The sequence below is a fragment of the Amycolatopsis sp. NPDC049868 genome, assembly GCF_044461365.1.
Classification (GTDB): domain Bacteria; phylum Actinomycetota; class Actinomycetes; order Mycobacteriales; family Pseudonocardiaceae; genus Amycolatopsis.
In genome coordinates this window covers 283669-310016 of the sequence record NZ_JBITKV010000001.1, presented here as the reverse complement: position 1 = coordinate 310016, position 26348 = coordinate 283669, and the positions used below count along the sequence as shown (strand labels likewise).

The 26348-nt window shown below is 68.4% G+C and carries 26 protein-coding genes; 16 read left to right on the top strand and 10 right to left on the bottom strand.

Annotated elements, in window-relative coordinates:
• Positions 1-224 precede the first annotated feature (224 nt).
• The 5 genes from ACIBTM_RS01580 (at position 225) to ACIBTM_RS01560 (ending at position 4827) form a co-directional block, all read left to right on the top strand.
• A complete protein-coding gene (locus ACIBTM_RS01580) occupies positions 225-575 on the top strand; it encodes a hypothetical protein (protein WP_395874500.1) in 351 nt (116 codons plus the stop codon).
• Between the two features lie 373 nt (positions 576-948).
• Positions 949-3462, top strand: coding sequence for a nitrate- and nitrite sensing domain-containing protein (locus tag ACIBTM_RS01575; protein WP_395874498.1), 2514 nt, complete (start codon positions 949-951; stop codon positions 3460-3462).
• Entirely contained in the window at positions 3463-3873 is a 411-nt protein-coding gene (locus ACIBTM_RS01570; RefSeq protein ID WP_037306800.1) for a roadblock/LC7 domain-containing protein, read from the top strand.
• Entirely contained in the window at positions 3870-4241 is a 372-nt protein-coding gene (locus tag ACIBTM_RS01565; protein ID WP_016336739.1) for a DUF742 domain-containing protein, read from the top strand. The genes ACIBTM_RS01570 and ACIBTM_RS01565 overlap by 4 nt, the downstream gene beginning before the upstream one ends.
• Positions 4222-4827, top strand: a complete 606-nt coding sequence (locus ACIBTM_RS01560) for an ATP/GTP-binding protein (RefSeq protein ID WP_026466899.1) — start codon at positions 4222-4224, stop codon at positions 4825-4827. The genes ACIBTM_RS01565 and ACIBTM_RS01560 overlap by 20 nt, the downstream gene beginning before the upstream one ends.
• Before the next feature lie 79 nt (positions 4828-4906).
• Here the strand turns inward: ACIBTM_RS01560 and ACIBTM_RS01555 are convergent, their stop codons facing one another.
• A complete protein-coding gene (locus tag ACIBTM_RS01555; protein WP_395874495.1) occupies positions 4907-5332 on the bottom strand; it encodes a DoxX family protein in 426 nt (141 codons plus the stop codon).
• Between the two features lie 182 nt (positions 5333-5514).
• Entirely contained in the window at positions 5515-5949 is a 435-nt protein-coding gene (locus tag ACIBTM_RS01550) for a DoxX family protein (protein WP_395874493.1), read from the bottom strand.
• Between the two features lie 141 nt (positions 5950-6090).
• Between ACIBTM_RS01550 and ACIBTM_RS01545 the strand changes: the two genes are divergently transcribed.
• Complete coding sequence (locus tag ACIBTM_RS01545; protein WP_395874491.1) at positions 6091-6558, top strand: NUDIX domain-containing protein; 468 nt, start codon at positions 6091-6093, stop codon at positions 6556-6558.
• Positions 6559-6663: 105 nt separating this feature from the next.
• Here the strand turns inward: ACIBTM_RS01545 and ACIBTM_RS01540 are convergent, their stop codons facing one another.
• Positions 6664-7308: an HAD-IA family hydrolase gene (locus ACIBTM_RS01540; RefSeq protein ID WP_395874489.1), complete on the bottom strand. Its 645-nt coding sequence runs from the start codon at positions 7306-7308 to the stop codon at positions 6664-6666.
• Between the two features lie 133 nt (positions 7309-7441).
• Between ACIBTM_RS01540 and ACIBTM_RS01535 the strand changes: the two genes are divergently transcribed.
• The 3 genes from ACIBTM_RS01535 to ACIBTM_RS01525 are packed head-to-tail and all read left to right on the top strand — an operon-like array spanning position 7442 to position 11313.
• Complete coding sequence (locus ACIBTM_RS01535; RefSeq protein ID WP_395874487.1) at positions 7442-9028, top strand: discoidin domain-containing protein; 1587 nt, start codon at positions 7442-7444, stop codon at positions 9026-9028.
• Positions 9029-9088: 60 nt separating this feature from the next.
• Entirely contained in the window at positions 9089-10333 is a 1245-nt protein-coding gene (locus ACIBTM_RS01530) for an MFS transporter (protein WP_395874485.1), read from the top strand.
• Positions 10330-11313: a TolB family protein gene (locus ACIBTM_RS01525; RefSeq protein ID WP_395874483.1), complete on the top strand. Its 984-nt coding sequence runs from the start codon at positions 10330-10332 to the stop codon at positions 11311-11313. Before ACIBTM_RS01530 ends, ACIBTM_RS01525 begins: the two co-directional genes overlap by 4 nt.
• Here ACIBTM_RS01525 and ACIBTM_RS01520 read toward each other — a convergent pair.
• The 4 genes from ACIBTM_RS01520 to ACIBTM_RS01505 all read right to left on the bottom strand — a co-directional run bounded on the left by ACIBTM_RS01520 (position 11296) and on the right by ACIBTM_RS01505 (position 14574).
• The gene (locus ACIBTM_RS01520; RefSeq protein WP_395874481.1) at positions 11296-11835 is read right to left on the bottom strand and encodes an O-acetyl-ADP-ribose deacetylase; all 540 of its coding nucleotides are present in this window, start codon (positions 11833-11835) and stop codon (positions 11296-11298) included. The genes ACIBTM_RS01525 and ACIBTM_RS01520 overlap by 18 nt on opposite strands.
• A 13-nt stretch (positions 11836-11848) precedes the next feature.
• Entirely contained in the window at positions 11849-12646 is a 798-nt protein-coding gene (locus ACIBTM_RS01515) for an alpha/beta fold hydrolase (protein WP_395874479.1), read from the bottom strand.
• A 23-nt stretch (positions 12647-12669) separates the two neighbouring features.
• A complete protein-coding gene (locus ACIBTM_RS01510; RefSeq protein ID WP_395874477.1) occupies positions 12670-13314 on the bottom strand; it encodes a DUF998 domain-containing protein in 645 nt (214 codons plus the stop codon).
• Positions 13315-13440: 126 nt separating this feature from the next.
• Complete coding sequence (locus tag ACIBTM_RS01505; protein ID WP_395874475.1) at positions 13441-14574, bottom strand: metallophosphoesterase; 1134 nt, start codon at positions 14572-14574, stop codon at positions 13441-13443.
• A gap of 138 nt (positions 14575-14712) precedes the next feature.
• On the opposite strand from ACIBTM_RS01505, the gene ACIBTM_RS01500 reads away from it, so the two are divergent.
• The gene (locus ACIBTM_RS01500) at positions 14713-15567 is read left to right on the top strand and encodes a hypothetical protein (RefSeq protein WP_395874473.1); all 855 of its coding nucleotides are present in this window, start codon (positions 14713-14715) and stop codon (positions 15565-15567) included.
• A 51-nt stretch (positions 15568-15618) separates the two neighbouring features.
• Here the strand turns inward: ACIBTM_RS01500 and ACIBTM_RS01495 are convergent, their stop codons facing one another.
• Positions 15619-17880, bottom strand: coding sequence for an ATP-binding cassette domain-containing protein (locus tag ACIBTM_RS01495; protein ID WP_395874471.1), 2262 nt, complete (start codon positions 17878-17880; stop codon positions 15619-15621).
• 78 nt (positions 17881-17958) lie between these two features.
• On the opposite strand from ACIBTM_RS01495, the gene ACIBTM_RS01490 reads away from it, so the two are divergent.
• The 5 genes from ACIBTM_RS01490 (at position 17959) to ACIBTM_RS01470 (ending at position 22160) form a co-directional block, all read left to right on the top strand.
• Positions 17959-18741: a TetR/AcrR family transcriptional regulator gene (locus ACIBTM_RS01490; protein WP_395874469.1), complete on the top strand. Its 783-nt coding sequence runs from the start codon at positions 17959-17961 to the stop codon at positions 18739-18741.
• Between the two features lie 10 nt (positions 18742-18751).
• Positions 18752-19183, top strand: coding sequence for a nitroreductase family deazaflavin-dependent oxidoreductase (locus ACIBTM_RS01485; RefSeq protein ID WP_395874466.1), 432 nt, complete (start codon positions 18752-18754; stop codon positions 19181-19183).
• A 275-nt stretch (positions 19184-19458) separates the two neighbouring features.
• Positions 19459-19938, top strand: a complete 480-nt coding sequence (locus ACIBTM_RS01480) for a pyridoxamine 5'-phosphate oxidase family protein (RefSeq protein ID WP_395875766.1) — start codon at positions 19459-19461, stop codon at positions 19936-19938.
• Between the two features lie 30 nt (positions 19939-19968).
• Positions 19969-21516 carry a GAF domain-containing protein gene (locus ACIBTM_RS01475; protein WP_395874463.1) on the top strand — a complete coding sequence of 516 codons (1548 nt, stop codon included), beginning with the start codon at positions 19969-19971 and terminating at the stop codon, positions 21514-21516.
• Positions 21513-22160 (top strand): response regulator, encoded by a 648-nt coding sequence (locus tag ACIBTM_RS01470; RefSeq protein ID WP_395874461.1) that lies wholly within the window; start codon positions 21513-21515, stop codon positions 22158-22160. Before ACIBTM_RS01475 ends, ACIBTM_RS01470 begins: the two co-directional genes overlap by 4 nt.
• Here ACIBTM_RS01470 and ACIBTM_RS01465 read toward each other — a convergent pair.
• Positions 22157-22798, bottom strand: coding sequence for a sigma-70 family RNA polymerase sigma factor (locus ACIBTM_RS01465; RefSeq protein ID WP_395874459.1), 642 nt, complete (start codon positions 22796-22798; stop codon positions 22157-22159). The two genes, ACIBTM_RS01470 and ACIBTM_RS01465, sit on opposite strands and share 4 nt — an antisense overlap.
• A 243-nt stretch (positions 22799-23041) precedes the next feature.
• Here ACIBTM_RS01465 and ACIBTM_RS01460 point away from each other — a divergent pair, with 243 nt between their 5' ends.
• Entirely contained in the window at positions 23042-24811 is a 1770-nt protein-coding gene (locus tag ACIBTM_RS01460) for a chitinase (protein ID WP_395874457.1), read from the top strand.
• 184 nt (positions 24812-24995) lie between these two features.
• On the opposite strand, the gene ACIBTM_RS01455 is transcribed toward ACIBTM_RS01460, so the two are convergent.
• On the bottom strand, positions 24996-26339 hold the full coding sequence (locus ACIBTM_RS01455; protein ID WP_395875765.1) for a cellulose binding domain-containing protein: 1344 nt from the start codon (positions 26337-26339) through the stop codon (positions 24996-24998).
• Between the last annotated feature and the right edge of the window lie 9 nt (positions 26340-26348).

Genomic DNA, 26348 nt, shown 5'->3' with positions numbered 1-26348 from the left:
GTGTGGCGGAAATGGTGAACCGCATTCGGAAATGGGTGGCAAATAGGTGATCGCCTCGCCCCGGCGGGGGAGAACGGGCGATCTTTCGCGAGTCCGCTGTTAATCTCGATATTCGCTCTCGCCGCGAGTGTGACGTAGATCCTTCCCCTGTGGCGTAAGGAAAACCCGCGCCGCCCGTCTCACCGGCGAGGCGCGGGCCACGGCGCCTGGAGAAGGAGGGGATCGTGTCGTTCGCCTATGTCGTCGTCGCCGTGTTCGGTGTCGCCTCCGGTTTTCTGCTCAACGAATTCGGCTCCCGGTACCCGGTGGAGACGGTTCTCGTCGCGATCCTGATCTGCGGGGTGGTGACCCTGTGCTGGGCGGGCGTCCGGATGCTGCGGGACGCGTCCGGGCGGGTCGAGGCGCTCATCGACGACGAGCTCGGCCGCGCGAAGGAAGATCATTTGGCCGAATCCTCGGTGATTAGCCTCGGTAATTCTCGATTCCGCGGATCGAAGGGTGTTACGACGGCGTTCCTCCGCGGTGATGTCGTTCGCAAACCGAACGGTATGTGGAGCCCTGGTCCGAAAGCGTGAGCGACGTCACGGCGAGTAGTTTTCGTCGACTTCTCCGCTGAGACACGGAGGCCGCGAGGGGTGACTTGATCGAGTCCGAAGAGTGTCGATCAAGCCGCTGCCTGCGCTAAACCGCCAGGTGATCTACTGGTGGGTCACTTAGCCGGGGGTCCTGTCCCACGTGGTGGACTTTCCTGGTCCGGCCACCTCTCGTCAGCAGGTCACGGCCATATGTGACTACCCTTCGCGTCCGGACTTGACTCACCCGTTTGGGTCTCCTAGCGTCTTCGCGGGCGGAGCGGACCACGCTGTGTTGATCCGGCTATCGGATCCCGCGGGTATGAGATCCCCGGCGACCCGACACCAAAAACTGCCGGAAGGAAAACGGACCACGGTGAAGCAGAATTCCCTTCGACGAGGCCGCGGCTCTTCGATTCGTTCGCGCGTTCTGACGATCGCGCTCATTCCGAGCATCGCGCTGATGCTGGTCGGTCTCGCGATCGGCGGGTACCTGATCTTCGACGCGGTCGACGGTCGTGACTACGCGCAGCGGATCCGTGACTCGGAAGCCCCTTCCCTCCCCTTCTTCGTCCAAGTACAGGAAGAGCGGCGCCTGGCGCTGCGCGAACTCGCCGGTGATCGGTCGCAGCACGCCACGCTCGCCGAGCAGCGCGTCAAAACCGACGCCGCCGCCCAGGGGGTCGCCGCGCATCTGCAGAAGTTCATCGGCGACTCGCCCGACAGCGTGCAGCGCAACATCGCCACGTTGAACGGGCTCCTCCAGAAGATGCCGCAGATCCGGCAGTCGGCCGACTCCGGTCAGCTCCCGCTGCTGGACGCCTTCACCTTCTACAACCAGATCCTCGACCAGTTCGTCGACGGTCTCACCGGGCTGGCGCAGGACGCGCCGAACGCCGAGAACGCCTATCAGCGGATCACGGCGGTCCCGCTGTTCACCGCGATCGACCAGATGCAGCGGGCGAACGCCCTCGCCGCCGCGGCCGTCGCGGGCGGCGGCTTCACCGACGAGACCTACCGCGCGTATGTCACGGAGGTCGGTTCCTACCGCTCGCAGCTGGAGTCGTCGGTCTCGCGGATGCTCCCGGACGTCAAGGCGAAGTTCGACCAGCTCGTCGCGAGCGATCCGTGGAAGGCCGTCAACACGGTCGAGAACACCTTCCTGCAGAACAGCAAGGCCACGCTCCCCATCCCCGAGCAGACGTGGCTGCAGGCCGCGCGCGGCGTCAGCGACGCGATGATGCGCGGCTTCGTCGAGCAGAGTGGTACGGCCACGACGCAGGCGGTCGACGACGCCGACCGGACGCTGATCACGTCGGCCATCGCCGCGGCCATCGCGCTGCTGGTGGCCATCGGCGTGTTCGTGATCGCCCTGCGGCTGTCCAACCGGCTCATCGGACGGCTGGCCCGGCTGCGCGAGGACACCCTCGACGTCGCCGAGATCCGGCTGCCGGAACTGGTGGACCGCGTGCGGGCGGGTGAACCCGTCGACCTCGACGACAAGGGTCACTTCCTCGACCACGGCGACGACGAGATCGGCCAGGTCGCCGAGGCCTTCAACAAGGCGCAGCAGACCGCCATCGCGGCCGCCGTCGAAGAGGCCAGGACCCGTGAGGGCACCAAGACGGTGTTCCTCAACATCGCGCACCGCAGCCAGGTCATCGTGCACCGCCAGCTCAAGGTGCTCGACCAGGCCGAGCGCAAGCAGGAGGACCCGGAGCAGCTGGACACGCTCTTCCAGCTGGACCACCTCTCCACCCGCGCCCGCCGCAACGCCGAGAACCTGATCATCCTCGGCGGCGGCCAGCCCGGCCGTCAGTGGCGCAAGCCGGTGACGCTCGCCGAGCTGACCCGCGGTGCCTCGGCCGAGACCGAGGACTTCGCCAGGGTGAAGACGGCGAAGATGCCCGCGATGGCGGTGCAGGGCCCGGTCGTCGGCGACCTCGTGCACCTGCTCGCGGAGCTGATCGACAACGCGACCTCCTTCTCGCCGCCGCAGTCGCGCGTCGAGCTGCGGGGCAACGTGGTCGGCAAGGGTGTCGTCATCGAGGTCGAGGACCAGGGTCTCGGTATCGAGCCCGAGCAGGCCGCCGAGCTGAACGCGATGTTGGCCGATCCGCCGGACTTCGGCATCATGGCCTTGTCAGCCGAGCCGCGGCTGGGCCTGTTCGTGGTCGCGCGCCTCGCCGCGCGGCACGGGATCTCCGTGCACCTGCGCGAATCCGCGTACGGCGGCACCAGGGCCATCGTGCTCGTCCGCACCGACCTGCTCGCGCCGGTCCCGTCTGATCAGCCGGAGGACGAGGTGGACCCCGAGAGCACCGAGGTGCCGGAGGCCGCGCCGCTGCTTCCGGGCCGCCGTGCCCGCCACCGCACCGAGCTCCCCGCGGAGCGGCCCGAACTGCCCGTGCCGATGCCGGTCGCGCCGCAACCTCAGCCCCAGCCGCAGGCGCAGCAGGGTCCGGAGCAGACCTCGGCCGCGTTGCCGCCGCTGCCCCCGCGCCCGCCGCGGGTGCCCCGGCCGGAGACGCCGCGGCCGGAGCCGATCCGCCCGGAACCCGCGCGTGCCGAGGCCCGTCCGCAGCCGGTGCAGCCGCCGGCGTGGCCGCCCGCCGACACCCGGCCCCAGGACGGCCGTCCGCCGCAGACCCGGCGGCCCGGCCCCGAGGCGCCCGGCAGGCCACCGCTGCCGCAGCGCCGCCGTCAGGCGAACCTGGTCCCCCAGCTGATGGAGGACCGGCCCGCCGCCCAGCGCGAGGAGGTCCGCGAGGACACCCCCGAGCTGGCGAGGAACCGGCTCGCCGCGTTCCAGCAGGGCACGCGCCGCGGCCGGGACACCGAACCCACCGACGACTACACCGACCTCGACATGTACGGAGATCGTGACTAGATGGCCAACGCGGGAGTCAGTGAACTCGACTGGTTGCTGGATGACCTGGTCAAGCGCGTCAGCGGTGCCGACAGGGCGGTAGTCCTGTCCGCCGACGGCCTGCTCATCGGACGGTCCGGGAACCTGTCGGAGCAGGACGGCGAGCACCTGTCCGCGGTCGCGTCGGCGTTCCAGAGCCTCGCGCGGGGCACGGGACGGCACTTCGGCGGCGGCAACGTCCGCCAGACCATGGTCGAGATGGACCACGCCTTCCTGTTCGTCACCGCCGCGGGCCGCGGCGCGTGCCTCGCGCTGCTGGCGAAGGAGGACGCGGACATGGGCCTCGTGGCCTACGAGATGAACCTGATGGTCAAGCGGGTCGGCGCGGTGCTCACCTCGGCGCCCCGCGCCGCGACTCCCACGTCGCCATGAGCGGGCGGCACGAGTCGTGGTTCGAGGAGGAGGCCGGGCCGCTGGTCCGGTCGTACGCCGTCACGGGCGGGCGCACCCGCTCGGACACGCTCGGCCTCGACCTGATCACCCTGGTGGTCGCCATGCGTTCCTCGCACGAGGTCGCGGGCTTCGAGCCGGAGTACGGGCGCATCCTCAATCTGTGCCAGAGACCGACCTCCGTCGCGGAGGTCGCCGCGCGCATCGACCTGCCGCTGCCGGTGGTGAAGGTGCTGCTGAGCGACCTCATCGAACAGAACCTCGTGCTGTTCCGCACCGCGACCCCGGTCACCGACACCCCCAACAAACACGTACTCCAGGCGGTTCTTGATGGCATCCGGAAACTCTGAGCCCCGGCGATCCTTGACCGCGAACGCGGTCAAGGTCCTCATCGCCGGCGGGTTCGGGGTCGGTAAGACCACGATGGTCGGCTCGGTCAGCGAGGTTCCCCCGCTGCGCACCGAGGAGGTCATCACCGCGGCGTCCGAGGGCGTCGACGACCTCACCGGTGTCGAGAAGAAGACGACCACCACGGTGGCCCTCGACTTCGGCCGCATCACCATCAACCCCGAGCTGATCCTGTACCTGTTCGGTACGCCCGGGCAGGACCGGTTCTGGTTCATGTGGGACGAGCTGGCCGAAGGCGCGCTCGGCGCCGTCGTGCTGGCCGACACCAGGCGGCTCGACAGCTGCTTCGCGGCCGTCGACTTCTTCGAGCGCCGCGGGCTGCCGTTCGTCGTCGCCGTCAACTGCTTCGACAACGCCTATCGCTACGGCACCGAGGAGGTCCGGCAGGCGCTCGACGTCGGCATGGACGTCCCGCTGCTGCTGTGCGACGCGCGGGAACGCGAGTCGACGAAGCAGGTGCTGACCGTGCTGATGGAGCACGTGCTGGCGCTGTCGGATCTGGCGGCGGGGCTGCCACAGGGCCGCTGACACCTCTCCGGAGTGCTAGGAACGGTCCTTTCCTTGCAAATTTCGCAAGGAAAGGACCGTTCCTGGCATCGGCGGGCGATCAGGACTTGCGCCGGCGCCGGAGCAGCGTGTCGAGCGCGTAGGTCCCCGGTCCCACCACCGCGAACAGCAGGAAGATCCAGGAGTACAGCGCGGCCGTCTCGCCCTTGTTCTGCAACGGCAGCAGCGCGTCGGGCTGGTGCACGACGAAGTACGCGTACGCCATCGTGCCCGAAAGCAGCACCGCGACCGGGCGGGTGAACAGACCGGCCAGGACGAGCAGCGAACCGACCGTTTCGATCACTCCGGCGTACCAGCCCGGCCAGGTGCCGACCGGCACGGCGGCCTTGTCGAACAGGCCCATCTTCTGCAGGCCGTGGCAGAGGAAGAGGAACGAGACCACAACACGGACGACGGAGAGGGCCAGTCCCTGCCACTTGGGAGCGATCGGGCCCACCTCGGTGGTCGTGGCGGCTGTCTGGGTCATGACGCATCCTTCCGGCTCAAGGTGGTCTAAACCATTGATACGACAGAGGATGCCGGACACCCCATCTGTAGGGAACTTTCTTTCGGGGGGTAATTCCATGTTATGTCCGAATTTAACTACGCCGAAACGCGATAAAGCCCCTTTCCTGGAACGAATCCAGGAAAGGGCCTCGCGATTCTCGTTCAGCGGCGGCGGCGCAGGGTGTCGAGGGCGTAGGTGCCCGGGCCGATCGCGGCGATCAGCAGGAAGATCCAGCAGTAGAGGGTCGACAGCTCGCCCATGTTCTGCAACGGCAGCAGGCCTTCCGGCGCGTGCACGGTGAAGTAGGCGTAGGCCATGACGCCGGAGAGCAGTACCGCGACCGGCCGGGTGAACAGGCCGACCAGCACGAACGCGGCGCCGACGAGTTCGATCACGCTGCCGTACCAGCCGGGCCAGGAGCCGAGCTCGACCGAACCGCCCGCACCGTCGACGCCACCGAAGAATCCGAATCCCTGCAAACCGTGGCAGAGGAAGAGGAACGAGACGACGATCCGGACGGCCGACTGGATCGCGCCCTGCGCCTTGGCGGCACGCGGGGTGGCGGTGGTCTTGGCGGGGGTGATGGTCTGCGTCATGGTTCCGGTCCTTCCGGGAGGGTCTGTCGGGCGGCTTCTGACAACGCGTCGGACGGGCTCGACGCGAATCGACATCCGGGCGGAAACTTTTTTCGCGGGCCGGTCACATCACCCGGTCGGAGCAAGGCCAGACTGGACGGCATGGCGGGTAAGACGAGTGCCGGGATCCTGCTCTTCCGCAGGTCGGGCGAGCTGACCGAGGTTCTGCTCGGGCATATGGGCGGGCCGTTCTGGGCGAAGAAGGACGCGGGCGGCTGGTCGGTGCCCAAGGGCGAGTACGAGCCGGACGAGACGCCGGAGGCCGCGGCGCGGCGCGAGTTCCAGGAGGAACTGGGCCTGCCGGCGCCGGAGGGGGAGTACCTGCCGCTCGGCGAGGTGAAGCAGTCCGGCGGCAAGGTCGTCACGGTCTGGGCGGTGGAGGGAGACCTCGACCCGGCTCAGGTCGTGCCGGGCACCTTCGAGATGGAGTGGCCGCCACGGTCCGGCCGGACGCAGGAGTTCCCGGAAGTCGACAGGGTCGCCTGGTTCGGGCTGGCCGACGCCGAGGAGAAGCTGCTCAAGGGGCAGCGCCCGTTCCTGGCCCGGCTGACTGAACTGCTCAACGGCTGAGCCCCTGTGGGCCGGGGTGGGCACCGGACTCACGTGATCGAAGGCGTAACTCGCGTGATTGAAGCCGGAACTCGCGTGATCAGCGGCGTAACACCGAGCGCGGCATCAGCGGTTGAGCAGCTCGCCGAGCGGTTTGTCGGCCAGTGAGCCCAGCACGAGATCGGCGTGGTCGAAGTTCAGCACCGCGGTGATCGCGTTCGGCACGGCGACGCACGGGAGCCCGGCGGCCTTCGCCGCGGTGACGCCGTGCGGTGAGTCCTCGAACGCGATCGCCTCGGCCGCGGGCAGGTCCAGCGCGGCGAGCGCGGCCAGGTACAGGTCCGGGCTCGGCTTCGCCTCGTGGAGGTCGCCGGTGAGGACGGCCTCGAACGCGTCCGTCAGGCCCAGTCGCTCCAGATGCGTGGTGACCCAGTCGCCGGTCGAGCTCGACGCGATGGCCAGCCGCAGGCCTCGCTCCTTCGCGTCTTCGAGGTATTCCTCGACGCCGGGACGTGGCCCCACGGCTTCCAGCAGTTCGGTGACCCTGGCGCGGACGCCGGTGCGGACCGCGACCCGGTCGAGGTTCTCGTCGTTCTTCTCCAGCAGTTCGAACATCGCGACGGCGGTGTTCTGTGTGCCGATCACGGTGTGCCAGACGTCGAGGGGGAGTTCGTCACCGCGGGCGCGGAAGGTCTCCTGCCAGGCCACGAGGACGGCCGCTTCGGTGTCGACCAGCGTCCCGTCGAAGTCGAAGATCAATGCGCCGGTCATGGGACGAGTCTACGTCTTGACTCACTGAGTGGTACGGATTACCGTACGCATTCGTTAGGAAACTTACCAAACGAACAATCGCCGCGCACCCGTCCCTCTCAACCCGCCGCCACGGATTCCCGGGGAGATCGATGTGAAGGCCCGAACCCGACTACTGCCACTTGGCGCGGCCGTCATCCTGTTGCCGACGCTGCTCAGCGGCAATGCGCAAGCCGCTGATGTCCTTTTGTCCCAAGGAAAACCCGTCCTCGTCTCCTCGGTGGAGTCGTCCTCCTACGGCGGCCCGCTCGCCGTCGACGGCAACACGAGCACCCGCTGGGCGAGCGCGGAAGGCGTGGACCCGCAGTTCATCCGCATCGACCTCGGCGGCCCGTCGGCCATCAACCGGGTCAAGCTGAACTGGGAGGCGGCGTACGCCACCGCGTATCGCCTGGAAGTCTCCAACGACGGATCGGCGTGGACCTCGATCAAATCCGTCACCGGCGGCAACGGCGGGACCGACGATCTCACCGGGCTGTCCGGCCGCGGCCGGTACCTGCGCCTCGTCGGCACCAAACGCGCCACCAGCTACGGCTACTCCCTTTGGGAGATGCAGGTTTACGGGACGTCGGACTCCTCCGGCGACACGCAGGCACCCACCGCGCCGTCGAACCTCAAGGCCGGTTCGGTCACGTCGTCCACTGTGGACCTGACGTGGACCGGTTCGACGGACAACGTCGGTGTCAGCGGCTACGAGGTGCTGCGGAACGGCCAGGTCGTCGGCACCAGTGAAAGCGCTTCCTACACCGACAGCGGGCTGAGCGCGTCGACCGCGTACACCTACACCGTCCGTGCGAAGGACGCCGCCGGCAACACCTCGGCGGCGAGCAACCAGATCCAGGCGACCACGCAGGCGGGCGGTTCGTCGTTCGTCCTCGCCGCTTCCGGTGACATCGCCGAACAGTGCACCGCTTCCTCGTCCTCGTGCATCCACCCGAAGACCGCCGCACTGGTCGGCCAGATGAACCCGGCCGCGGTGATCACCATGGGCGACAACCAGTACGACGACGCCCACATCGAGGACTTCACGAGCTACTTCGACAAGACCTGGGGCAAGTACAAGAGCATCATGCACCCGGTCCCCGGCAACCACGAGACCTACGACCACACCCCGCTGGGCGCCTACAAGCAGTACTTCGGCAAGATCGCGACGCCGAACGGGAAGACCTACTACAGCTGGGAAATGGGCAACTGGCACTTCGTCGCCATCGACAGCACGGAGTTCTCGCCCGGCCTGGCCGCGAACGCGATCAGCGACGAGCAGCTGAACTGGATCAAGCAGGATCTGCAGGGCAACACCAAACCCTGCGTCGCCGCGTACTACCACCACCCGCGCTACACCTCGGGTGACCACGGCGACAACGACAAGATGGCCACGCTCTGGGAGACCCTGGTCCAGAACAAGGTCGACCTGGTGCTCAACGGGCACGATCACCACTACGAGCGCTTCTACCCGCAGAACGCCGCCGGGGACAAGGACGCCGCCGGTCCGGTGCAGATCATCGGCGGTGGCGGCGGAGCGACCCTCTACCCGGTCAAGACCGAACACCCGGCCACGGCGAAGGCGATCTCGACCTACGGCGTGCTCAAGCTGAACATGTCGGACAACGCCTTCTCGACCCAGCTGATCGGTCTCGACGGCAAGACGATCGACTCCTCTCCCACCTACACCTGCCACTGATTCCCGTGAGGAGGTGCCGCGTCGCGTCGCGGCACCTCCTCACGGCGCTGGAGGTCTCCCATGTACATAGCCACCAGTAGGGGAGCGGACGCCGCGGCGGATGTCCCGAAGAGCGGCGTCAAACGGGCCGTCACCGGGAATGTCGTCGCGCTCGGCCTGGTCAGCCTCGTCACCGACATCTCGTCGGAGATGGTGACCGCGGTCCTCCCGCTGTACCTCGTCCTCGGTCTCGGCCTGAGCCCGCTGCAGTTCGGTGTGCTCGACGGCCTCTACTCCGGTGTCACCGCCGTCGTCCGGCTCGTCGGCGGCCATCTCGCGGACCGCTGGCAGCGGCTCAAAGCGGTCGCCTGCTTCGGTTACGGGCTCTCGGCGGTGGGCAAGATCGGCCTGATGCTGGCGGGTTCGTCCACCGTCGCGATCGGCGCGGTGCTCGCGGCCGACCGCACCGGCAAAGGCGTCCGGACCGCCCCGCGCGACGCGCTGATCACCTTGAGCAGCGATCCCGAACATCTCGGCCGAGCGTTCGGCGTGCATCGCGCGATGGACACCTTCGGCGCGTTCCTCGGCCCGCTGGTCGCGATGGCCGTGCTCTGGCTCAGCCTGGGCAGCTACGACTCGGTGTTCTTCACGAGTTTCTGCATCGCCGCGATCGGCGTGATCATCCTGGTGGTGCTGGTCAAGGACCATCAGCCGAAGCCGCGAGCCGAACGGCCCAAGGTCTCGTTGCGGGAGACCGCGGGCCTGATCCGGCAGGCGTCGTTCCGGCGGATCTGTGTCTGGGCGGCGCTGCTGGGCCTGGTCACCCTCAGCGACTCGTTCCTCTACCTCGTGCTGCAGCGCCGCTGGGAGCTCGGCGCGGTCTTCTTTCCCTTGCTGCCGCTGGGAACCGCGGGTGTGTACCTGCTGCTCGCCGTCCCGCTCGGCAGGCTTTCGGACCGGATCGGCCGCTGGAAGGTGTTCCTCGGCGGGCATGTCGCGCTGGTCGTCGCGCTGCTGGCGCTGCTCGGCCCGGTGGACGGCGGCATCCTCGCGGTGCTGGCGCTCGTACTGCACGGTGTCTTCTACGCGGCCACCGACGGTGTCCTGATGGCCGCGGCCGGACCGCTGCTGCCCGAACACCAGCGGGCGGGCGGGCTGGCGCTGGTGCAGACCGGGCAGGCGACGACGCGGATGCTCGCGTCCGTCCTTTTCGGACTCGCCTGGACCACCTGGGATCTGCATGCCGCGGTCTTGGTCGCCGCGGGCGCGCTGGCCGTGGTGGTCGTGGCGGCCGCCGTCCTCCGCCCGTTGCGGACCTACGCATGAGGGCGCGGATCCTGGGAGTGGTGGCGGCGGTCGTCGTGCTGATCGCGGCGGCCGTCGGCTACGGCGTTCTCTCCCGGGACCGCGGGCCGGCCGTGAACTCGGTCGCCGTCGTGACCGGGCAGCCGGTTTCGGTGCAGGCCAAGGGACAGCTGCTGTTCCGCAACACCGCCGAAGGCCCCGAATTCGGCCATCTCGCCACCGTTCCGGCCGACCGGCCCGGCGAACCGCGGAAGGTGTCCGGCCTCAGCTGCGACCGGTTCGCCGCTTCGGCGGGGACGGCGCTGTGCCTGGCCGCGCAGCCCGGGGTGCTGCCGCCGATGACCGACGTCATCGTGCTGGACAAGGATCTCAAGGAGATCCGCCGGATCGAACTGCCCGGCACTCCCAGCCGCGGCCGGGTCTCGCCGGACGGGAAGCTCGCCTACTGGACGCTGTTCGTCAACGGGGATTCCTATGCGGAGACCGGTTTTTCGACCAGAGCCGGGATCTTCAACCTGACGACCGGGAAGCTGATGAAGAGCATCGAGGAGATGGGGCTCCTGCTCGACGGAAAGCCGTACTACTCGTCCGACGTGAACTACTGGGGGATCACCTTCGCCCCCGGCGGCAAGAAGTTCTACGCGACCGTGGGGACGAAGGGGAAGACGTACCTGGTCGAGGCGGACTACGAGAAACTCGTCGCGAGGATGATCCGGGAGAACGTCGAATGCCCGTCGCTCTCGCCGGACGGGAAACGGATCGCCTTCAAGAAGAAGGTCTCCGCCGATCTCGCGGCGCCGTGGCGGCTGGCGGTCCTCGACCTGGCTTCCGGGCAAGAGACCCTGCTGGCCGAGACGCGGAGCGTGGACGACCAGGCGGCCTGGCTCGACGACCGCACCGTGGCTTACGGCGTGGACTCGGCGGTCTGGTCGGTCCCCGCGGACGGGAGCGGGGCGCCCCGGGAGCTGGTCACGCAGGCTGCTTCACCTGCTGGTGTGTAGGCCCATCGCTTCCGCCTGTTCCCGGAACACGTCGTAGGCGGCGGTCCCGAAGAGCACGAACCGCACCAGTTCCACCGAACACGATCCGGCCGAAAGCGTGTTCATCACGGTCTCGAGGGCGATCTCCGCCGCGGACTCGATGGGCCACCGGTAGATCCCGGTCGAGATCGCGGGGAACGCCACCGTGTGCGCGCCGAGATCGGCGGCGACGTGCAGCGAGTTGCGGTGGCACGCCGCCAGCAGCGCCGAGCGGTCTTCGGAATCGGACCACACCGGCCCGACGGTGTGCACCACCCAGCGCGCCGGAAGGCGGCCCGCCGTGGTGGCGACCGCCTCTCCGGTCTTCAGTCCCTTGCCGTAATGCCCCGCGCGTAGGGCCCGGCATTCGGTGAGGATCTCCGGCCCGCCGCGGCGGTGGATCGCGCCGTCCACCCCGCCGCCCCCGAGCAGTGACGAGTTCGCGGCGTTGACCACGACGTCGACCTCTTGTTCGGTGATGTCGCCTTCGACCAGTTCGATCATCGTGATCGCTCCGTCAGTCGGTGAAGTACTCGATCAGTACCGGGGCCACGGCCTTCGGCTTGAGCATATGCGTCTGGCCCTCGATCGTGCGGTACTCGGCGCCGGGTACCGCTTTCGCCAGCGCGGCGACCCCGTTGCGGACCCAGGCCGGGCTCTTGCCACCGTCCATGATCAGCGTCGGCACGGAAACGCTCGCCCAGCGGCCTTCGGGCAACGGGGTGCCGTCGTGCAGGCCGTCGAACAACGCGGCGTCGTAGCGCAGGGTCGGCGCGACCTTCTTCAGCTTCGGCCACATGGGCATGAACTGCATCATGAAGACGACCGGCGCCGGGACGCGGACGCCTTCCCGCATGAAGGTCTTGATCGCGGTGCCGGGCCGTCCTTCCGCGATGGCCTTCTCCAGCCGCTCGTCGTAGTCGGCCGGCACCGGCGGGCGGGTGTCGTCGACGACCAGCGGGAACTCGTAGACCGCCAGTTTCGTGATCGGGAGCCCGGCCTTCGCGGCTTCGAGGGCGAGCGCGGCGCCGGACGAGATCCCGTAGACGTGGGCGGTCCCGCCCGCTTCCTTGATCAGCGCCGCGATGTCCTCGACTTCGCGGGCGACGGAGAACGGCGCGGTGTCGCCGCTTTCGCCGCGGCCGCGGCGGTCGTAGGTGTAGACGGTGAAATGCGCGGCCAGTTCGGCGGCCAGCGGCGTGGCCGGGCCGAACTCGCGGTGGCACATCGCGCCGTCGACCAGGATGACGGCGGGGCCGGAGCCGGTGCGGGTGTAGGCGATGGTGGTGCCGTCTTGCGAGGTCACGGTGCTCATGGCGGGAATTCTCCTAGGGGTGTCTAGCGGCTTGCGCGGAGGATGACGGCGGTGACCCAGCCCCAGGCCAGCATCACGGTGGCCCAGAAGGTGAGCATCACGACGGCGTTCGCGTTGCCGGAGCTGATCCCGGCGAAGGAGGCGAAGAACGCGATGCCGGTGGCGCGGGAGTAGACGGCCCAGCCTCGGTGGCCCTCACGGGAGAAACGGCTCGCGAACACGAAGGTCGCGACGATCAGCGAGAGGAAACCGACCGAGCCGGCGGCCATGTGCAGGATGCCGGCGGTGCTGATGGTGGCCGGACCGGAGCCAGCCGGGAAGCCGTTGCCGGGGTCGGCCTTGAAGACCGCGGCGAAGAGCAGGCTGACGCCGAAAACACCCAGCAGCCGTGGCCCCCACGTGCTGCCTCTGCCCGGTTCGAGCGTCCGGCTCAGCCCGATCGCTCCCGCGATCATCAGGACCCCGGTGACCAGGAAGTTCGTCACCTGGATCCAGCCGGCGTCGCCGTTGCTCAGCATGCTCGCCGGGTGCTTCGTCAGGTCGAAGCCGTCGCGCACGGCGGCCTGGGTGAGCGAGGTCAGGAAGTACAGCGGGCCCGAGACGGCGCCGCAGGCGAGCAGGGCTCGGGCCGGGAGCGCGATGTGGGTCCGGGTGGCGGTGATCGTCATCGGTTTCTGCCTTTCGGGGCTCGGGGTGCGTTGGCACAACTCTCGCTCCGAAAGTCTCAGTTGTCAAGACAAAAAAATTTGTCGGTGGTGCCGACAGGACACCGGGGAGGTGTCGCGACGGGGTGACTACTTGCCGTTTCGCAAGGTCAGGAGGGTGATCTCGCTCGGCGCGAAGACGCGCAGAGGCGGTCCCCAGAAGCCGGTGCCGCGGCTCGTGTAGAGCTGCGTGCGCTCGCCGTGGCGCGAAAGCCCGGCCAATACGGGCTGGTCGAGCCGGACCAGGAAGTGGAACGGCCAGATCTGGCCGCCGTGCGTGTGCCCGGAGATCTGGAGGTCGATGCCTGCCTCGGCGGCCTGTTTGACCTGCTTCGGCTGATGGGCGAGCAGGACGACCGGCGTGCTCGCGGCGACGCCGTCGAGCGCGGCGGGGAGGTCGGGGCCGTGGCCGGGCAGGCCGGAAGCGGCGCCGGTCGGGTCGTCGATCCCGGCGAAGACCAGTGTGTCGCCGCCTTGGCGGACCGGCAGATGCCGGTTGTGCAGCGGCTCCCAGCCGAGGTCACGCATATGGTCGAGCCAGGCCTGCGCCTCGCCGAAGTACTCGTGGTTGCCCGTGATGTAGAACTTGCCGAGTTTCGCCCGCACCTTCCCGAGCGGCGCGACCTGCTCCCGCCGCTTGGCGACGGAACCGTCGGCGAGGTCGCCCGCGTGGGCCACGACGTCGGCGTCGAGTTCGTTCACCACTTCGACGACCTTCTCCGACCACTTCGTCCGGTTCAGCGGGCCGAAATGGGTGTCGGTGATGATCGCGAAACGGAGACCGTCGAGTCCGGCGCCGAGGCGGGGGAGCACGACGTCGAGTTCCTTGAGTCTCGGCACGCGCCGGGCCTCGACCATCCCGTACGCCGCCAGCGCCGCGAAGGCCACCAGGACGACGCCGGACACGATGCCCGCCGCACTGTCCACTCCGGACACCGCGAGGACGAGCCTCAACACGTTTCCGAGTACGGACAACGAGAACAGCAGCCAGATCAGCCCGAGGGAGAGGTCGCCGATCTTCGCCGCGAGGTCGCGCTGCCACGGCCCGTGGCCGAGGATCATGCAGGCGGGCACGGCGAGCGCCGCGGCGGCGAACACGATCGTGCCGAGGATTTCGAGCGCGGCCGGGAGTTCGGGGGAGCCGACGATCGTCCACCACGGCACACCGAACAGGAGGGCGAGAACGGCGATCAGCGCGGCGACGCGGACAAGGATGCGGGGCATGATGTCGGCCAGAGTAACAGCCCATTGGTCTCTACCGCCGTCTTCGCTGAGGGGCGTCTCAGGTACGTAGGCGGACGTACGCGAGATGTCGCTTCACGGCCGACGCTTTCCGCGTCGCCGCGGAAGACACTCGACAGCATGATTCGGACGATCGAACGGGTCGCCTACGCGACCGGGGCGCTCCTGTTCCTCAGCGGTCTCGTGCACGCGGTCGTGCTGGTCGCGTCCGGTGGTTCGTGGACCGGGCCGCTGTCGATGCGGAAGGCGGTCACGTTCGGCCTCTCGTTCGGGCTGACGCTGGTCACCGTCGCCTGGGCGACGTCGTATGTCGCGGTGCGGCCACGCGTGCGGAACGCGCTGCTCGGCGTCTTCACGGTGGCGAGTGTCGTGGAGACGGCGCTGGTGAGCATGCAGGCCTGGCGCGGGGTGCCGTCGCATTTCAACTTCGAGACCGGCTTCGACAACGCCGTGTCGACGACGCTCGCGGCGGGCGGCGGCGTCATCATCCTGACGGCGGTGACGTTCACGGCCGCGGCGATGCGCGGCGAAGGGGAGACGACGGCGAGCATGCGGCTCGCGGTGCGGTTCGGGCTCGTCGCGCTGCTGGTGGCGCTGGGCGCGGGCGCGGCGATGATCGCGAGCGGCGTCGTCGAGGCGCGGGGCGGGAACCCGCAGCTCGCGTACACCACCGCCGGCGCGCTGAAGCCGCTGCACGCGGTGGCGATGCACGCGATCCTCATCGTGCCGGGACTCGCCTGGCTGCTGCGGTTCGCGGACTGGACGGAACGGCGGCGCGTGCGGCTGGTGTGGGCGGCGATCGGCGCCTACTCGGTGCTGACCGCGGTGGTGGGGCTGGAGTCGGTGACCGGGGTTTCGCCGCTGGCGGCTTCGCCTGCCGAGATGGTGACTTCGGGGCTGGCTCTGGTGGTGCTGGGGATTATCGGTGCGGTGGCCGGTCGTGAAGCGGTTCGGCGTCGGTCCCGTGTGCAATGAACGGTCCTTTCCTTGCAAATTTCGCAAGGAAAGGACCGTTCCTAGCACGCGCTAGCGGCCCACGTAGGCGCGAAGGTGCCGCGCAGTGAGCGTGTCACCGGAAGCGACCAGATCGGCCGGAGTCCCGGTGAAGACCACCTGACCCCCATCGGTTCCCGCGCCCGGCCCGAGATCGACGATCCAGTCCGCGTGCGCCATCACCGCCTGGTGGTGCTCGATGACCACCACCGTGTTCCCGTCGTCGACGAGCCGGTCGAGCAGGCCCAGCAGCTGGTCGACGTCGGCGAGGTGCAGGCCGGTGGTCGGCTCGTCGAGGACGTAGGTCGCCGACTTCTCCGCCATCCGGATGGCGAGTTTGATCCGCTGCCGCTCCCCGCCGGACAGCGTCGTGAGCGGCTGTCCGAGCCCGAGGTAGCCGAGGCCGACATCGGAAAGCCGGTCCAGGATCGTCCGCGCCTGCCCCGACGGGAAGAACTCGCGCGCCTCGGCGACGGGCATGGCGAGCACCTCGCTGATGTCCTTGCCCCGCAGTTTGTAGGTCAGGACCTCCGCGGTGAACCGCTTGCCCTCGCATTCCTCGCAGACCGTCGCCACCCCGGCCATCATCGCCAGGTCGGTGTAGATCAGCCCGATACCCTTGCATTTCGGGCACGCGCCTTCGGAGTTCGCGCTGAACAGGGCCGCCTTGACGCCGTTGGCCTTGGCGAACGCGGTGCGGATCGGGTCGAGCAGGCCGGTGTAGGTCGCCGGGTTGCTGCGCCGCGAGCCGCGGATGGCCGACTGGTCGAGCACCACCACGTCGTCCCTTGTGGACAGTGAACCGTGGATGAGCGAACTCTTCCCCGAACCGGCGACCCCGGTGACCACGGTCAGCACGCCCAGCGGGATGTCGACGTCGACACCGCGCAGGTTGTGCCGGGTCGCGTTGCGGATCTCGATCTGCCCGCGTGCCGCGCGGACGTCGGTGCGCAGCCGCGCCCGGTGGTCGAGGTGCCGTCCGGTCAGCGTGCCGGACGCCCGCAGGCCTGCCACGTCGCCGGTGTAGCAGATCTGGCCGCCGTTCGGTCCCGCGCCGGGCCCGAGATCGACGACGTGGTCGGCGATCTCGATCGTCTCCGGTTTGTGCTCGACGACGAGCACCGTGTTCCCCTTGTCCTTCAACAGGAGCAGGAGACCGTTCATCCGCTGGATGTCGTGCGGGTGCAGCCCGACGGTCGGCTCGTCGAACACGTAGGTGACGTCGGTGAGGCTGGAACCCAGGTGCCGCACCATTTTCACGCGCTGCGCCTCGCCGCCCGAAAGCGTCCCGGACTCACGGTCGAGGCTCAGGTAGCCGAGGCCGATCTCCACGAGCGAGTCGAGGGTGCCGCGCAGGGTCTGCATCAGCGGGCCGACCGACGGATCGTCGATCTTGCGGAGGAAATCGGCGAGATCGTTGATCTGCATCGAGGAGCAGTCGGCGATGTTCAGTCCCTCGATCTTCGAGGACAGCGCCGCCTGGTTGAGCCGCGCGCCGTCGCACGCCGGGCATCGCCGGAAGGTGATCGCCCGGTCCACGAAGGCCCGGATGTGCGGCTGCGTCGCTTCCTTGTCCTTCGACAGGAACAGCCGCTGCACCTTCACCAGCAGGCCCTCGTAGGTGGTGTTCATCCCGCCGAGCTTCATCTTGGTGGCGGGTTTGTGCATGAAGTCTTCCCACTGCTGAGCGGTGTAGTCCTTCAGCTTGACCGCCGGATCGACGAAACCGGACTCCGCCAGCCCCTTCCAGTACCAGCTGCCGGGCGCGAAGTTCGGGACGGTGATCGCCCCTTCGTCGAGCGAAAGCTCCTTGTCGACGAGCTGGTCGACGTCGATGCTGGAGACCTTCCCCAGCCCCTCGCATTCCGGGCACATCCCCTCGGGAAGGTTGAAGCTGAACGCTCCCGACGTCCCGATATGCGGCTGCCCCAGCCTGCTGAAGACGATCCGCAGCATCGTGTGCGCGTCGGTCGCGGTGCCGACCGTGGAGCGGGAGTTGGCCCCCATCCGCTCCTGGTCGACGACGATCGCGGCGCTCAGGTTTCGCAGCGCGTCCACGTCCGGCCGTCCGACCGGGGCCATGAAGGACTGGATGAACGCGGTGTAGGTCTCGTTGATCAGCCGCTGCGATTCCGCGGCGATGGTGCCGAACACCAAGGACGACTTCCCCGAGCCCGAGACACCGGTGAAGACGGTGAGGCGGCGTTTGGGGATGTCGACCGAGACGTCGGTGAGGTTGTTCTCTCTGGCTCCGCGCACCTGGATCATGTCGTGGCTGTCGGCGGCCGAAGGCATGGCTCTCCCCTGGTTGGAACTCTTTAGCCTGTAAAGTGAGGGTAGCAGAGGTTAGTTTATGCTGTAAGGAGTTGGCAAGTGGTCGTCTACGCGGCGCAAGGAGACCCCCGGCGGTCGATGGCACTGCTGTGGCGGACCGACCCGCCGGACGCCGAGCGGCCCGGCCCCAAACCGGGGCTTTCCGTGGATCTGATCGTCGAAACCGCCATCACCATCGCGGACGCCGAGGGTATGGCGGGCCTCTCGATGCGTGCGGTCGGCGACCGGCTCGGCCGCACGGCCATGGCGCTCTACACCTATGTCCCGAGCAAGAGCGAACTGGTCGATCTCATGTACGACAAGGCGCTCGCCGAGCTTCCGGCCACTTACGACGAAGGCGGCTGGCGGGCCGACGCCGCGCGGTGGGCCGAGGATCTCTGGGACTTCTACCTGCGGCACCCGTGGGTCCTGCAGGTCTCGCAGGCGAGGCCGGTGCTCGGGCCGAACGAGTACGTCGTGCTGGAGGCGCTGGTGAAGATCCTGCGCCGGACCGGATTACGCCCGGCGGCGCTGCGACGGCTGGTCAGCGCGCTGTACGCGTGCGTGCGCGAGCCCGCCAGGACGGCTTCGGAGGCCAGGCTGGCCGAGAAGGTGACGGGGCAGTCCGACGACGAGTGGTGGTACGCGAGGTCTGCGCATCTGAAGGAGGTCTCGCCGGACTTCGCCGAGCGGTTCCCGACGCTGACCTGGATGGAGGCCGAGCAGGCGTTCCGGATGGAGGACGAAACGGTGTCCTATCTGGAGCAGGAGGCGAGGGAGGCGTTCGAGTTCTCGCTGTCCGTCCTGCTGGACGGAATCGAAGTCGCAGCCAAAGCGGAGTAGCCTTCTCCGCATGCCCTCCGATTTCGCCTTGAAGACCATGAACGCCGTCCACCGCGTCATCCAGAAAGTCAGCGGCGGCCGCGCCGGCTGGCAGGTCGCCGGGATGACCGTCCTGGAACTGACCACCATCGGCCGCAAATCCGGCCAGCCGCGCACCGTCCTGCTGACCTCGCCGCTGCGCGAGGGCGACGCGTACGTCATCGTCGCCTCCCGCGGTGGCGACGACCAGCATCCGGCGTGGTTCCTCAACCTCCGCGACAATCCCGACGTCCAGGTCACGCTGAAGGGTGAGGCCCCGAAGTCGATGGTCGCGAGCGTCGCCGACGCCGACCTGCGTGCCCGCCTGTGGCCCAAGATCACCGCGGATTTCAAGAACTACGCGCAGTACCAGACCAAGACCGAGCGGGAGATCCCCGTGGTACTGCTGTCGCCCAAGGCTTAGGTGCGTTTTCGGTCCGGTGGGTCGTGAGGACCCGTGTCGCTTCGGCGGTTATGCGTGTCTGAGGGGACGGCGCGTGTGATCAGGTGGACGACACGCGTGACTGGATGGACGACACGTGTGTCGTCCGTCTGATCACGCGTGTCGTCCATCCAGTCACGCGACATCGACCCCGCCGGACCGGCATCCCCCGCACGGGCCGGGTACATCGGCCCTACCGGCGAGTTGGTAAGCCGGGGACCGTGGTTCTCGACGAAGCACACGACGAGAACGCGGGGATGCCGATGTCCGACTCCTTGGGTCTCGAGACGCTCGACCGCGAGCAGTGCCTGGCGCTGCTCGCGCGTGCCGGGCTCGGCCGGGTGGTGTTCACCTCCCGGGCCATGCCCGCCATCCAGCCGGCGCGGTTCGTGCTGTACCACGGCGCGATCGTGGTACGGACCCCGTCGCAGAGCGCGTTGTTCGCCGGGGTGCTCGACAGTGTGGTGGCGTTCGCCGTCGACGAGTTCGCCGAGGACCTGGGGGCGGGCTGGTTCGTCACCGTCGTCGGCCGCGCCGCCGAGGTGCGCGATCCACTGGTGACCGCCGAACTCGCGACCTTGCCGCTGGGCTGCTGGACCGGCGGGACGGACTCCCGGTATCTCAGGATCCCCATCGAGTCGGTAACCGGTCGAAGGATCCTCGGCGCTTGCAGTAACGAAGCACTGTCCGTGATCGACGCACCAGATGAGCGATCCGGGCGCGTTTGTCATTCCTGACCCCACTGCCCGGGGAGTTACTCCAGGACGGTGACGGCGGTGCGGCGGGTGAGTGCGGCGAGTGACGCCAAAGCGCCCAGGATTCTGGACGCGGTGGCGGGGATCGCCCACGATCTCAGCCTGTCCGACGTCCTGCGGCGGATGGTCGAATCCGCCTGCGAGCTGACCGGTGCGCCGTTCGGCGCGCTCAGTGTGCTCGATTCGGACGAGTTCATCCGCTTCGGCGACGCCTGGGAACGGCCGCCGTCCGAAGACGATGCCCGCGTGGTGCCCATCCGGCTGCGCGGCCGCATCTTCGGGATGCTGTACCTCGCCCGCAAACCGGGCGGTGAGGAGTTCACCGAATCCGAGGACGACCTGCTCGTCGCGCTTACCGCGGCGGCCGGTGTGGTGATCGAGAACGCCGCGCTGTTCGACCAGGTGCAGCGGCGCGAGCGCTGGCTCGAAGCCTCCTATCACGTCACCGGGGCGCTCCTGACCGACCAGGATCTGACCCCGACCCTGCACCTCATCGCCGAACGCGCTCGCGTCGTCGCCGGCGGCACCGCGGGCGCGGTGGCCCTGCCCAGCGGAGACGGACGGCTGGTCTTCGAGATCGTCGAGCCGCCAGGCCCGGACGCCGACAAACTCGCCGGCGTCACCGTGCCGACCGAGGGCACCGCGACCGGGCTGGCGTTCACCACCGGCAAACCCGTCGTGGTCCGGGACTACGGCGAGAAGGTCCTCGAATACCAGGGCGACAACGCTTCCGCGATGCCCGCGGCGATCAAGGGCCTGGACTCGACGATCGCCGTCCCGCTGCTCGTCGGCGAGGAGAAGCTCGGTGTCCTGCTGGTGGCGAAGTTCCGCGACCGGACGCCGTTCTCCGCCTACGACGTGCAGCTGGCCGAGACCTTCGCCGCGCACGCCGCGCTCGCGGTCGAATTCGCCCGCGCGCAACAGGACAGGCAGCGGCTCGCCGTCTTCGAAGACCGTGACCGGATCGCCCGCGACCTGCACGATCTCGTGATCCAGCGGCTGTTCGCGATCGGGCTCGGGCTGGAGGGGCTCAGCAGGCTCGCGAGCGAACCCGCCGTCGCCGACCGGGTGACCGGTTTCGCGCACGAGATCGACCGCACCATCCGCGAGATCCGCAACAGCATCTTCTCCCTGCAGGAACCGGCGGAGGCGCAGGGCAGCCTCCGGTCGGAGCTGCTGCGGGTCGCGCTGGACGCGGGCTGCGCTTCCGAACCCCGGGTCGGGTTCGACGGGCCGCTCGATTCGACCGTGCCGGACACGGTCCGCTCGGACCTCATCGCGACCCTCCGCGAAGCACTGTCCAATGTGGTCAGACATGCCGCGGCGACGACGGTCGCGGTCGACGTCGCGGTCGACCGCGACGGGCACTGGCTCAAACTCTCGGTGGTGGACGACGGCGTCGGCATGCCCGCCGAACCCGGCCATCGCAGCGGGGTGGTGAACCTCGCCGAACGCGCGGCGCGGTGGAACGGGACGTTCCGCGTCGAAGCACGGCCCGAAGGCGGCACGAGGCTCGACTGGTCGGTGGAGCTGCCGGCCCGACAGGGGAGTGTGGGATGACGATTTCGGTGTTCCTCCTGGACGATCACGAACTCGTCCGCACCGGGCTCAAGACCGTCTTCGAGGCCGAGGACGATTTCACCGTGGTCGGCGAAGCCTCCACGGCCGCCGAGGCGTACGTGCGGATCCCCGCGGTCAAACCGCAGGTCGCGGTGCTCGACGTCCGGCTGCCGGACGGCGAGGGCGTGAGCGTCTGCCGGGAGATCCGGGCGTCCGTCGACCCGCCGCCCGCCTGCCTGATGCTGACCTCCTATTCGGACGACGACGCGTTGTTCGGCGCGATCATGGCGGGCGCGGCCGGATACATGCTCAAGCAGGTTTCCGGCGGCGCGCTCGTCAAGGCCGTCCGCACGGTCGCCGCGGGCGGATCGCTCCTGGACAGCACGCTGACGGCGTCGGTGATGAACCGGCTGCGCGGTGAGACCGACCTCCCGGACCCGCGGTACGAACAGCTGAGCCCGCAGGAGCGGCGGGTGCTCGACCACATCGCCGACGGGCTGACCAACCGCCAGATCGCGGAAAAGCTGTACCTGGCGGAGAAGACGGTCAAGAACTACGTGTCGTCCCTGTTGCACAAGCTCGGTTTCGAACGCCGCACCGCCGCCGCCGTCTACGCCACCCAACGCCGCAAGTCCACTTCCTAGAAGAAGGTGAACCCGCCGGCGAAGTCGGGATTCTCGCGCAGCACGCGGCGCAGTTCGTTGAGGGCCCGGTGCTGGGTGACGCGGACCGCGCCCGCACTCGCCATGCCCAGCGCGACGGCGGTCTCTTCGGCGCTGTACCCGTGGATGACTCGCAGCACCAGCACGTCGCGCTGCTTCGCCGAAAGAACCTCGAACAGCTGCGACAGCCGGCGGCTGCGATCCGCCTTCTCGACCTCTTCGAACGTCGGGTTCCACGGTACGTCCTGTTCGGGCTCCGGATCGGGCACCGGCGCGGACGGGTCGCGGGCGAGGTTGCGGCGGACGTCGGCGACCTTGTGCGAGGCGATCCCGAAGACGTACGGCAGGAAGCTGTTGTCCTGGTAGCTGTAGCGCGGCAAGGCGACGAGGACGGCCATCAGGACCTCCTGCGCGCAGTCCTCGGCGCTGGAGAATCCGCGTGTCGTCCCGCCCAGCCTCCCGGTGCAGTACCGGAACACGATCGGCCGGAGGAGGGCCAGCAGGCCCTCGACGGCCCGCCGGTCGCCGCTGATCGCCGCGCGGATCAGTTCGCCGTCCGGTTCTCCCGGGCGGGGCTGGTGGGTGGAGCGCACGACTGTCACACTCCCGGGCACGGTCATCACGCCGCATCGGCCGTTCTCGGCGAGCCCCTGTGCGTCTCCATCATCCCCACCTCCCGAAAGCCCCCAGCCCTCTTTGACCTTTCCGACGTTACGGAGTGCGCCCGCGCGTCACACCGGTATAGGAGCCCGGAGTAGTCGGGTCTTTGGACCCTGGTGGGCCCGGGGTATGGACTTTCGCCGGATTGGTCTAGACAATTAGCCCAGCGCGGCGGCAGGCCGCCCTTTCCCGGAGGAATCGCGATGAGGCGTTCCAGATCCTTGGCATTTCTGGCCGTTTTGGTGCTCACCTTCACCGGCCTGATCACCGGCGGCGGTACCGCGAACGCGGCCAACCTGCTCCTCAATCCCGGTTTCGAGGCGGGTTCGACCTCGGGCTGGTCCTGCGCGGCGGGCGCGGCCGTGAGCACGCCGGTCCGTTCGGGCGGTTACGCCGTTTCGGTCACGCCCGGCTCGACGATCGGAAAATGCGCACAGACGGTATCCGTCCGGCCGAACACGACCTACGCGGTTTCGGCCTGGGTGAACGGGAACCCCGTGTACCTCGGCGTCACGGGCGGGCCGTCGACCTGGACCGCGGCGACCTCCTACACGCAACTGTCGCTCTCGTTCACGACGTCGGCTACGCAGACGACGGCCGAGGTGTACGTCCACGGCTGGTACGGGTCCGGCACCTACTACGCGGACGACATCAGCCTCGACGGGCCCGGCGGTGGCACCCCCGGCGCGCCGCCGGCTCCGGGAAACCCGGCCGTGGGCGCGGTGACGAACTCGTCGATCGCGCTCTCGTGGGGCGCTTCGGCGGGGACGGTGACCGGCTATCGCGTGTACGAGGGCGGGACCGTGGTCGCGACGGTGACCGGGACTTCGGCGACGATCTCGGGACTGACGGCCTGCTCGTCGCACAACTACTCGGTGGCCGCGTACAACAGCGCGGGCGAATCGCCGAAGACCGCCGAGGCGGGCGCCACGACCTCCGGCTGCGTCGACACCGGCCTGCCGAAGCACGCGCTGATCGGCTACCTGCACGCGAGTTTCGCCAACGGCTCCGGTTACACGCGGATGGCCGACGTCCCGGCGGCGTGGGACATCGTCAACCTGGCCTTCGGTGAGCCGACTTCGGTGACCTCAGGCGACATCCGCTTCACGCGGTGCCCGGTCGCGGAATGCCCGACGGTGGAAAGCGACGCGGATTTCATCGCCGCGATCCGCGCGAAGCAGGCACAGGGCAAGAAGGTGCTGATCTCCATCGGTGGCCAGAACGGCCAGGTCCAGCTGACCACGACCGCGGCTCGCGACGCCTTCGTCAGTTCGGTGTCCGCGATCATCGACCGGTACGGGCTGAACGGGCTCGACATCGACTTCGAGGGCCACTCGCTGTACCTCAACTCCGGCGACAACGACTTCCGCAATCCGACCACGCCGGTGATCGTCAATCTCATCTCGGCGCTGAAGACGCTGAAAACCCGCTATGGCGCGGGATTCGTGCTGACGATGGCGCCGGAGACGTTCTTCGTGCAGACCGGATACCAGTACTACGGCGGTCTCGGCGGTGCCGACAACCGGACGGGTTCGTACCTGCCGGTGATCCACGCGATGCGGGACGCGCTGACCGTGCTGCACGTCCAGGACTACAACTCCGGACCGGTGATGGGCCTGGACAACCAGTACCACTTCATGGGCGGCGCGGATTTCCACATCGCGATGACCGACATGATCAAGGCGGGTTTCACGGTGTCCTCGACCGGATTCCGGTTCCCGGGGCTGCGTGAGGACCAGATCGCGTTCGGCCTGCCCGCCGCGGTCAGCGCGGGTAACGGGCACACCGCGCCGGCGGCGGTGCATTCGGCGCTGAACTGCCTGGTGAAGAACTCCGGATGCGGGTCGTATTCCTTGCGCGGCGGTGCTTCGCCCGCGCTGCGCGGGCTGATGACGTGGTCGATCAACTGGGACCGGTACTACGGGTGGGAGTTCCAGAACGCCCACGAGCCGTTCCTGAACGCCCTGCCCTGAGGTCGCGGTAGCGCGTGAAGGCCTCCTTCACTGCGCTAGACGCAATGAAGGGGGCCTTCACGTACTCAGGGCCAGGAACCGCATTTAGTCCTCTGGATGCGATCGATGCGCACGCAAGGACAGCGCGCGAAGGAGCGGGCCCGCACCGTGCAGCATCGGTGCGGGCCCGCGGTTCGAAGGGACGTCAGAAGGCCGCGGTGATCCGCGTGAAGTCCCAGTCGTTCTGTGCGATACCACTGCAGTTCTCGGCGACCCCGCCGTTCGGGCAGCCCCGGTCACGGTTGGTCGACCAGAACGCCAGCCTGGCGATCTTGTTGGTCTTCGACCAGTTGGTGATCCGGGTCCAGGTGTCGAGACTCGTCAGTTCCCGCTGGTCCGAAAGACCGTTCATCCCGCTGATGCCCAGGTGGGCGTACGCCGTGGCGTCGTTCCACCCGAAAGCCGACTTCAGCTTGTCCCGCAGACCGTTCGCGGCGTTGATGGTGTTGCCGTACATGTCCGCGCCGCCACCGAAGTCGAACGGCATGATCGTGTAGACGTCGATCCCGGCGTTCAGTGCCTTCGACTGGTCGATCAGCCGCTGGCCCCAGAAGTTCGGGCCGGTGGTGGTCGTGCCGAAGGTGAGGATGGTCTGGATGCCGGGGTTGTTCGCCTTCACGATCTTCAGCGCGTTCAGCACGCGGTCCTGCACGGCCGCGTTCTCGAACTCGTCGGTGTTCTCGATGTCGATGTCGATCGCCTTGAGACCGTAGGCGTCGATCACCTTCTGGTAGGCGCCGGCGAGCGCTTCCGGCGTCGAGCAGTTCGGGCCGAGCTTGTTGCCGCTCCACCCGCCGAAGGACGGCACGATCTGCCCGCCCGCGGCCTTGATCTGCGCGATCGCGTTCGCGTCGACGCCGCCCTGCAGCGGGCGGCTGCCGTCCCAAGCCGGATTGCAGCCACCGGACGACAGGATGAACGCCATCGTGAACCATTTGATCCCGGTCGCGTTCATGACCGTCTGCGGGTTCGGCGGGCTGCCCCAGCCCATGTACAGATACGGCGCGCCACGGCCGCCGGGCAGCGGCGGGTTGCTCGTGGTCGTCGTCGGGGAGGACGTGGTGGTCGTGGTGGTGGGTGTGGTCGGCGTCGTGGTCGGCCCGCCGCCGCCCGGATCGCACGAACCACCGTTGATCTTGCAGTTCGCCGGGGCGACGTAGGTCCCGGAGTACTTGACGTTGAACCCGAAACTGGTGCTGCCACCGTTGGACAGGTTGCCGTTCCAGGTGTTCTTCACCGTCACGTGCTGCCCGGAGACCGAGTAGCTGCCGTCCCACAGCGAAGCGATCGAGTGTCCCGCGGGGAGGTCGAATTCGACCGTCCAGGCGGGAAGGCTCGAACCCGAGTTGTTGCTGATCGTGTACTTGCCTTCCCAGCCGGAGCCCCAATCGGAGCCCTTGCTGAAGGCGGCGCCGACGCCGCCGGCCGCGGAGGCCGGCGCGATCACGAGGACCGCGCCGGCCGTTGCGGCAGCGGCGGACAGGCCGATGGCCTGGAT

Bases quoted from the DNA above. Each gene is read 5' to 3' on its own strand.
- ACIBTM_RS01570 (WP_037306800.1), top strand. From the start codon at position 3,463: ATGGCCAACGCGGGAGTCAGTGAACTCGACTGGTTGCTGGATGACCTG.
- ACIBTM_RS01565 (WP_016336739.1), top strand. From the start codon at position 3,870: ATGAGCGGGCGGCACGAGTCGTGGTTCGAGGAGGAGGCCGGGCCGCTG.
- ACIBTM_RS01560 (WP_026466899.1), top strand. From the start codon at position 4,222: ATGGCATCCGGAAACTCTGAGCCCCGGCGATCCTTGACCGCGAACGCG.
- ACIBTM_RS01555 (WP_395874495.1), bottom strand. From the start codon at position 5,332: ATGACCCAGACAGCCGCCACGACCACCGAGGTGGGCCCGATCGCTCCC.
- ACIBTM_RS01550 (WP_395874493.1), bottom strand. From the start codon at position 5,949: ATGACGCAGACCATCACCCCCGCCAAGACCACCGCCACCCCGCGTGCC.
- ACIBTM_RS01545 (WP_395874491.1), top strand. From the start codon at position 6,091: ATGGCGGGTAAGACGAGTGCCGGGATCCTGCTCTTCCGCAGGTCGGGC.
- ACIBTM_RS01540 (WP_395874489.1), bottom strand. From the start codon at position 7,308: ATGACCGGCGCATTGATCTTCGACTTCGACGGGACGCTGGTCGACACC.
- ACIBTM_RS01530 (WP_395874485.1), top strand. From the start codon at position 9,089: ATGTACATAGCCACCAGTAGGGGAGCGGACGCCGCGGCGGATGTCCCG.
- ACIBTM_RS01525 (WP_395874483.1), top strand. From the start codon at position 10,330: ATGAGGGCGCGGATCCTGGGAGTGGTGGCGGCGGTCGTCGTGCTGATC.
- ACIBTM_RS01520 (WP_395874481.1), bottom strand. From the start codon at position 11,835: ATGATCGAACTGGTCGAAGGCGACATCACCGAACAAGAGGTCGACGTC.
- ACIBTM_RS01515 (WP_395874479.1), bottom strand. From the start codon at position 12,646: ATGAGCACCGTGACCTCGCAAGACGGCACCACCATCGCCTACACCCGC.
- ACIBTM_RS01510 (WP_395874477.1), bottom strand. From the start codon at position 13,314: ATGACGATCACCGCCACCCGGACCCACATCGCGCTCCCGGCCCGAGCC.
- ACIBTM_RS01505 (WP_395874475.1), bottom strand. From the start codon at position 14,574: ATGCCCCGCATCCTTGTCCGCGTCGCCGCGCTGATCGCCGTTCTCGCC.
- ACIBTM_RS01500 (WP_395874473.1), top strand. From the start codon at position 14,713: ATGATTCGGACGATCGAACGGGTCGCCTACGCGACCGGGGCGCTCCTG.
- ACIBTM_RS01495 (WP_395874471.1), bottom strand. From the start codon at position 17,880: ATGCCTTCGGCCGCCGACAGCCACGACATGATCCAGGTGCGCGGAGCC.
- ACIBTM_RS01485 (WP_395874466.1), top strand. From the start codon at position 18,752: ATGCCCTCCGATTTCGCCTTGAAGACCATGAACGCCGTCCACCGCGTC.
- ACIBTM_RS01480 (WP_395875766.1), top strand. From the start codon at position 19,459: ATGCCGATGTCCGACTCCTTGGGTCTCGAGACGCTCGACCGCGAGCAG.
- ACIBTM_RS01470 (WP_395874461.1), top strand. From the start codon at position 21,513: ATGACGATTTCGGTGTTCCTCCTGGACGATCACGAACTCGTCCGCACC.
- ACIBTM_RS01465 (WP_395874459.1), bottom strand. From the start codon at position 22,798: ATGACCGTGCCCGGGAGTGTGACAGTCGTGCGCTCCACCCACCAGCCC.
- ACIBTM_RS01460 (WP_395874457.1), top strand. From the start codon at position 23,042: ATGAGGCGTTCCAGATCCTTGGCATTTCTGGCCGTTTTGGTGCTCACC.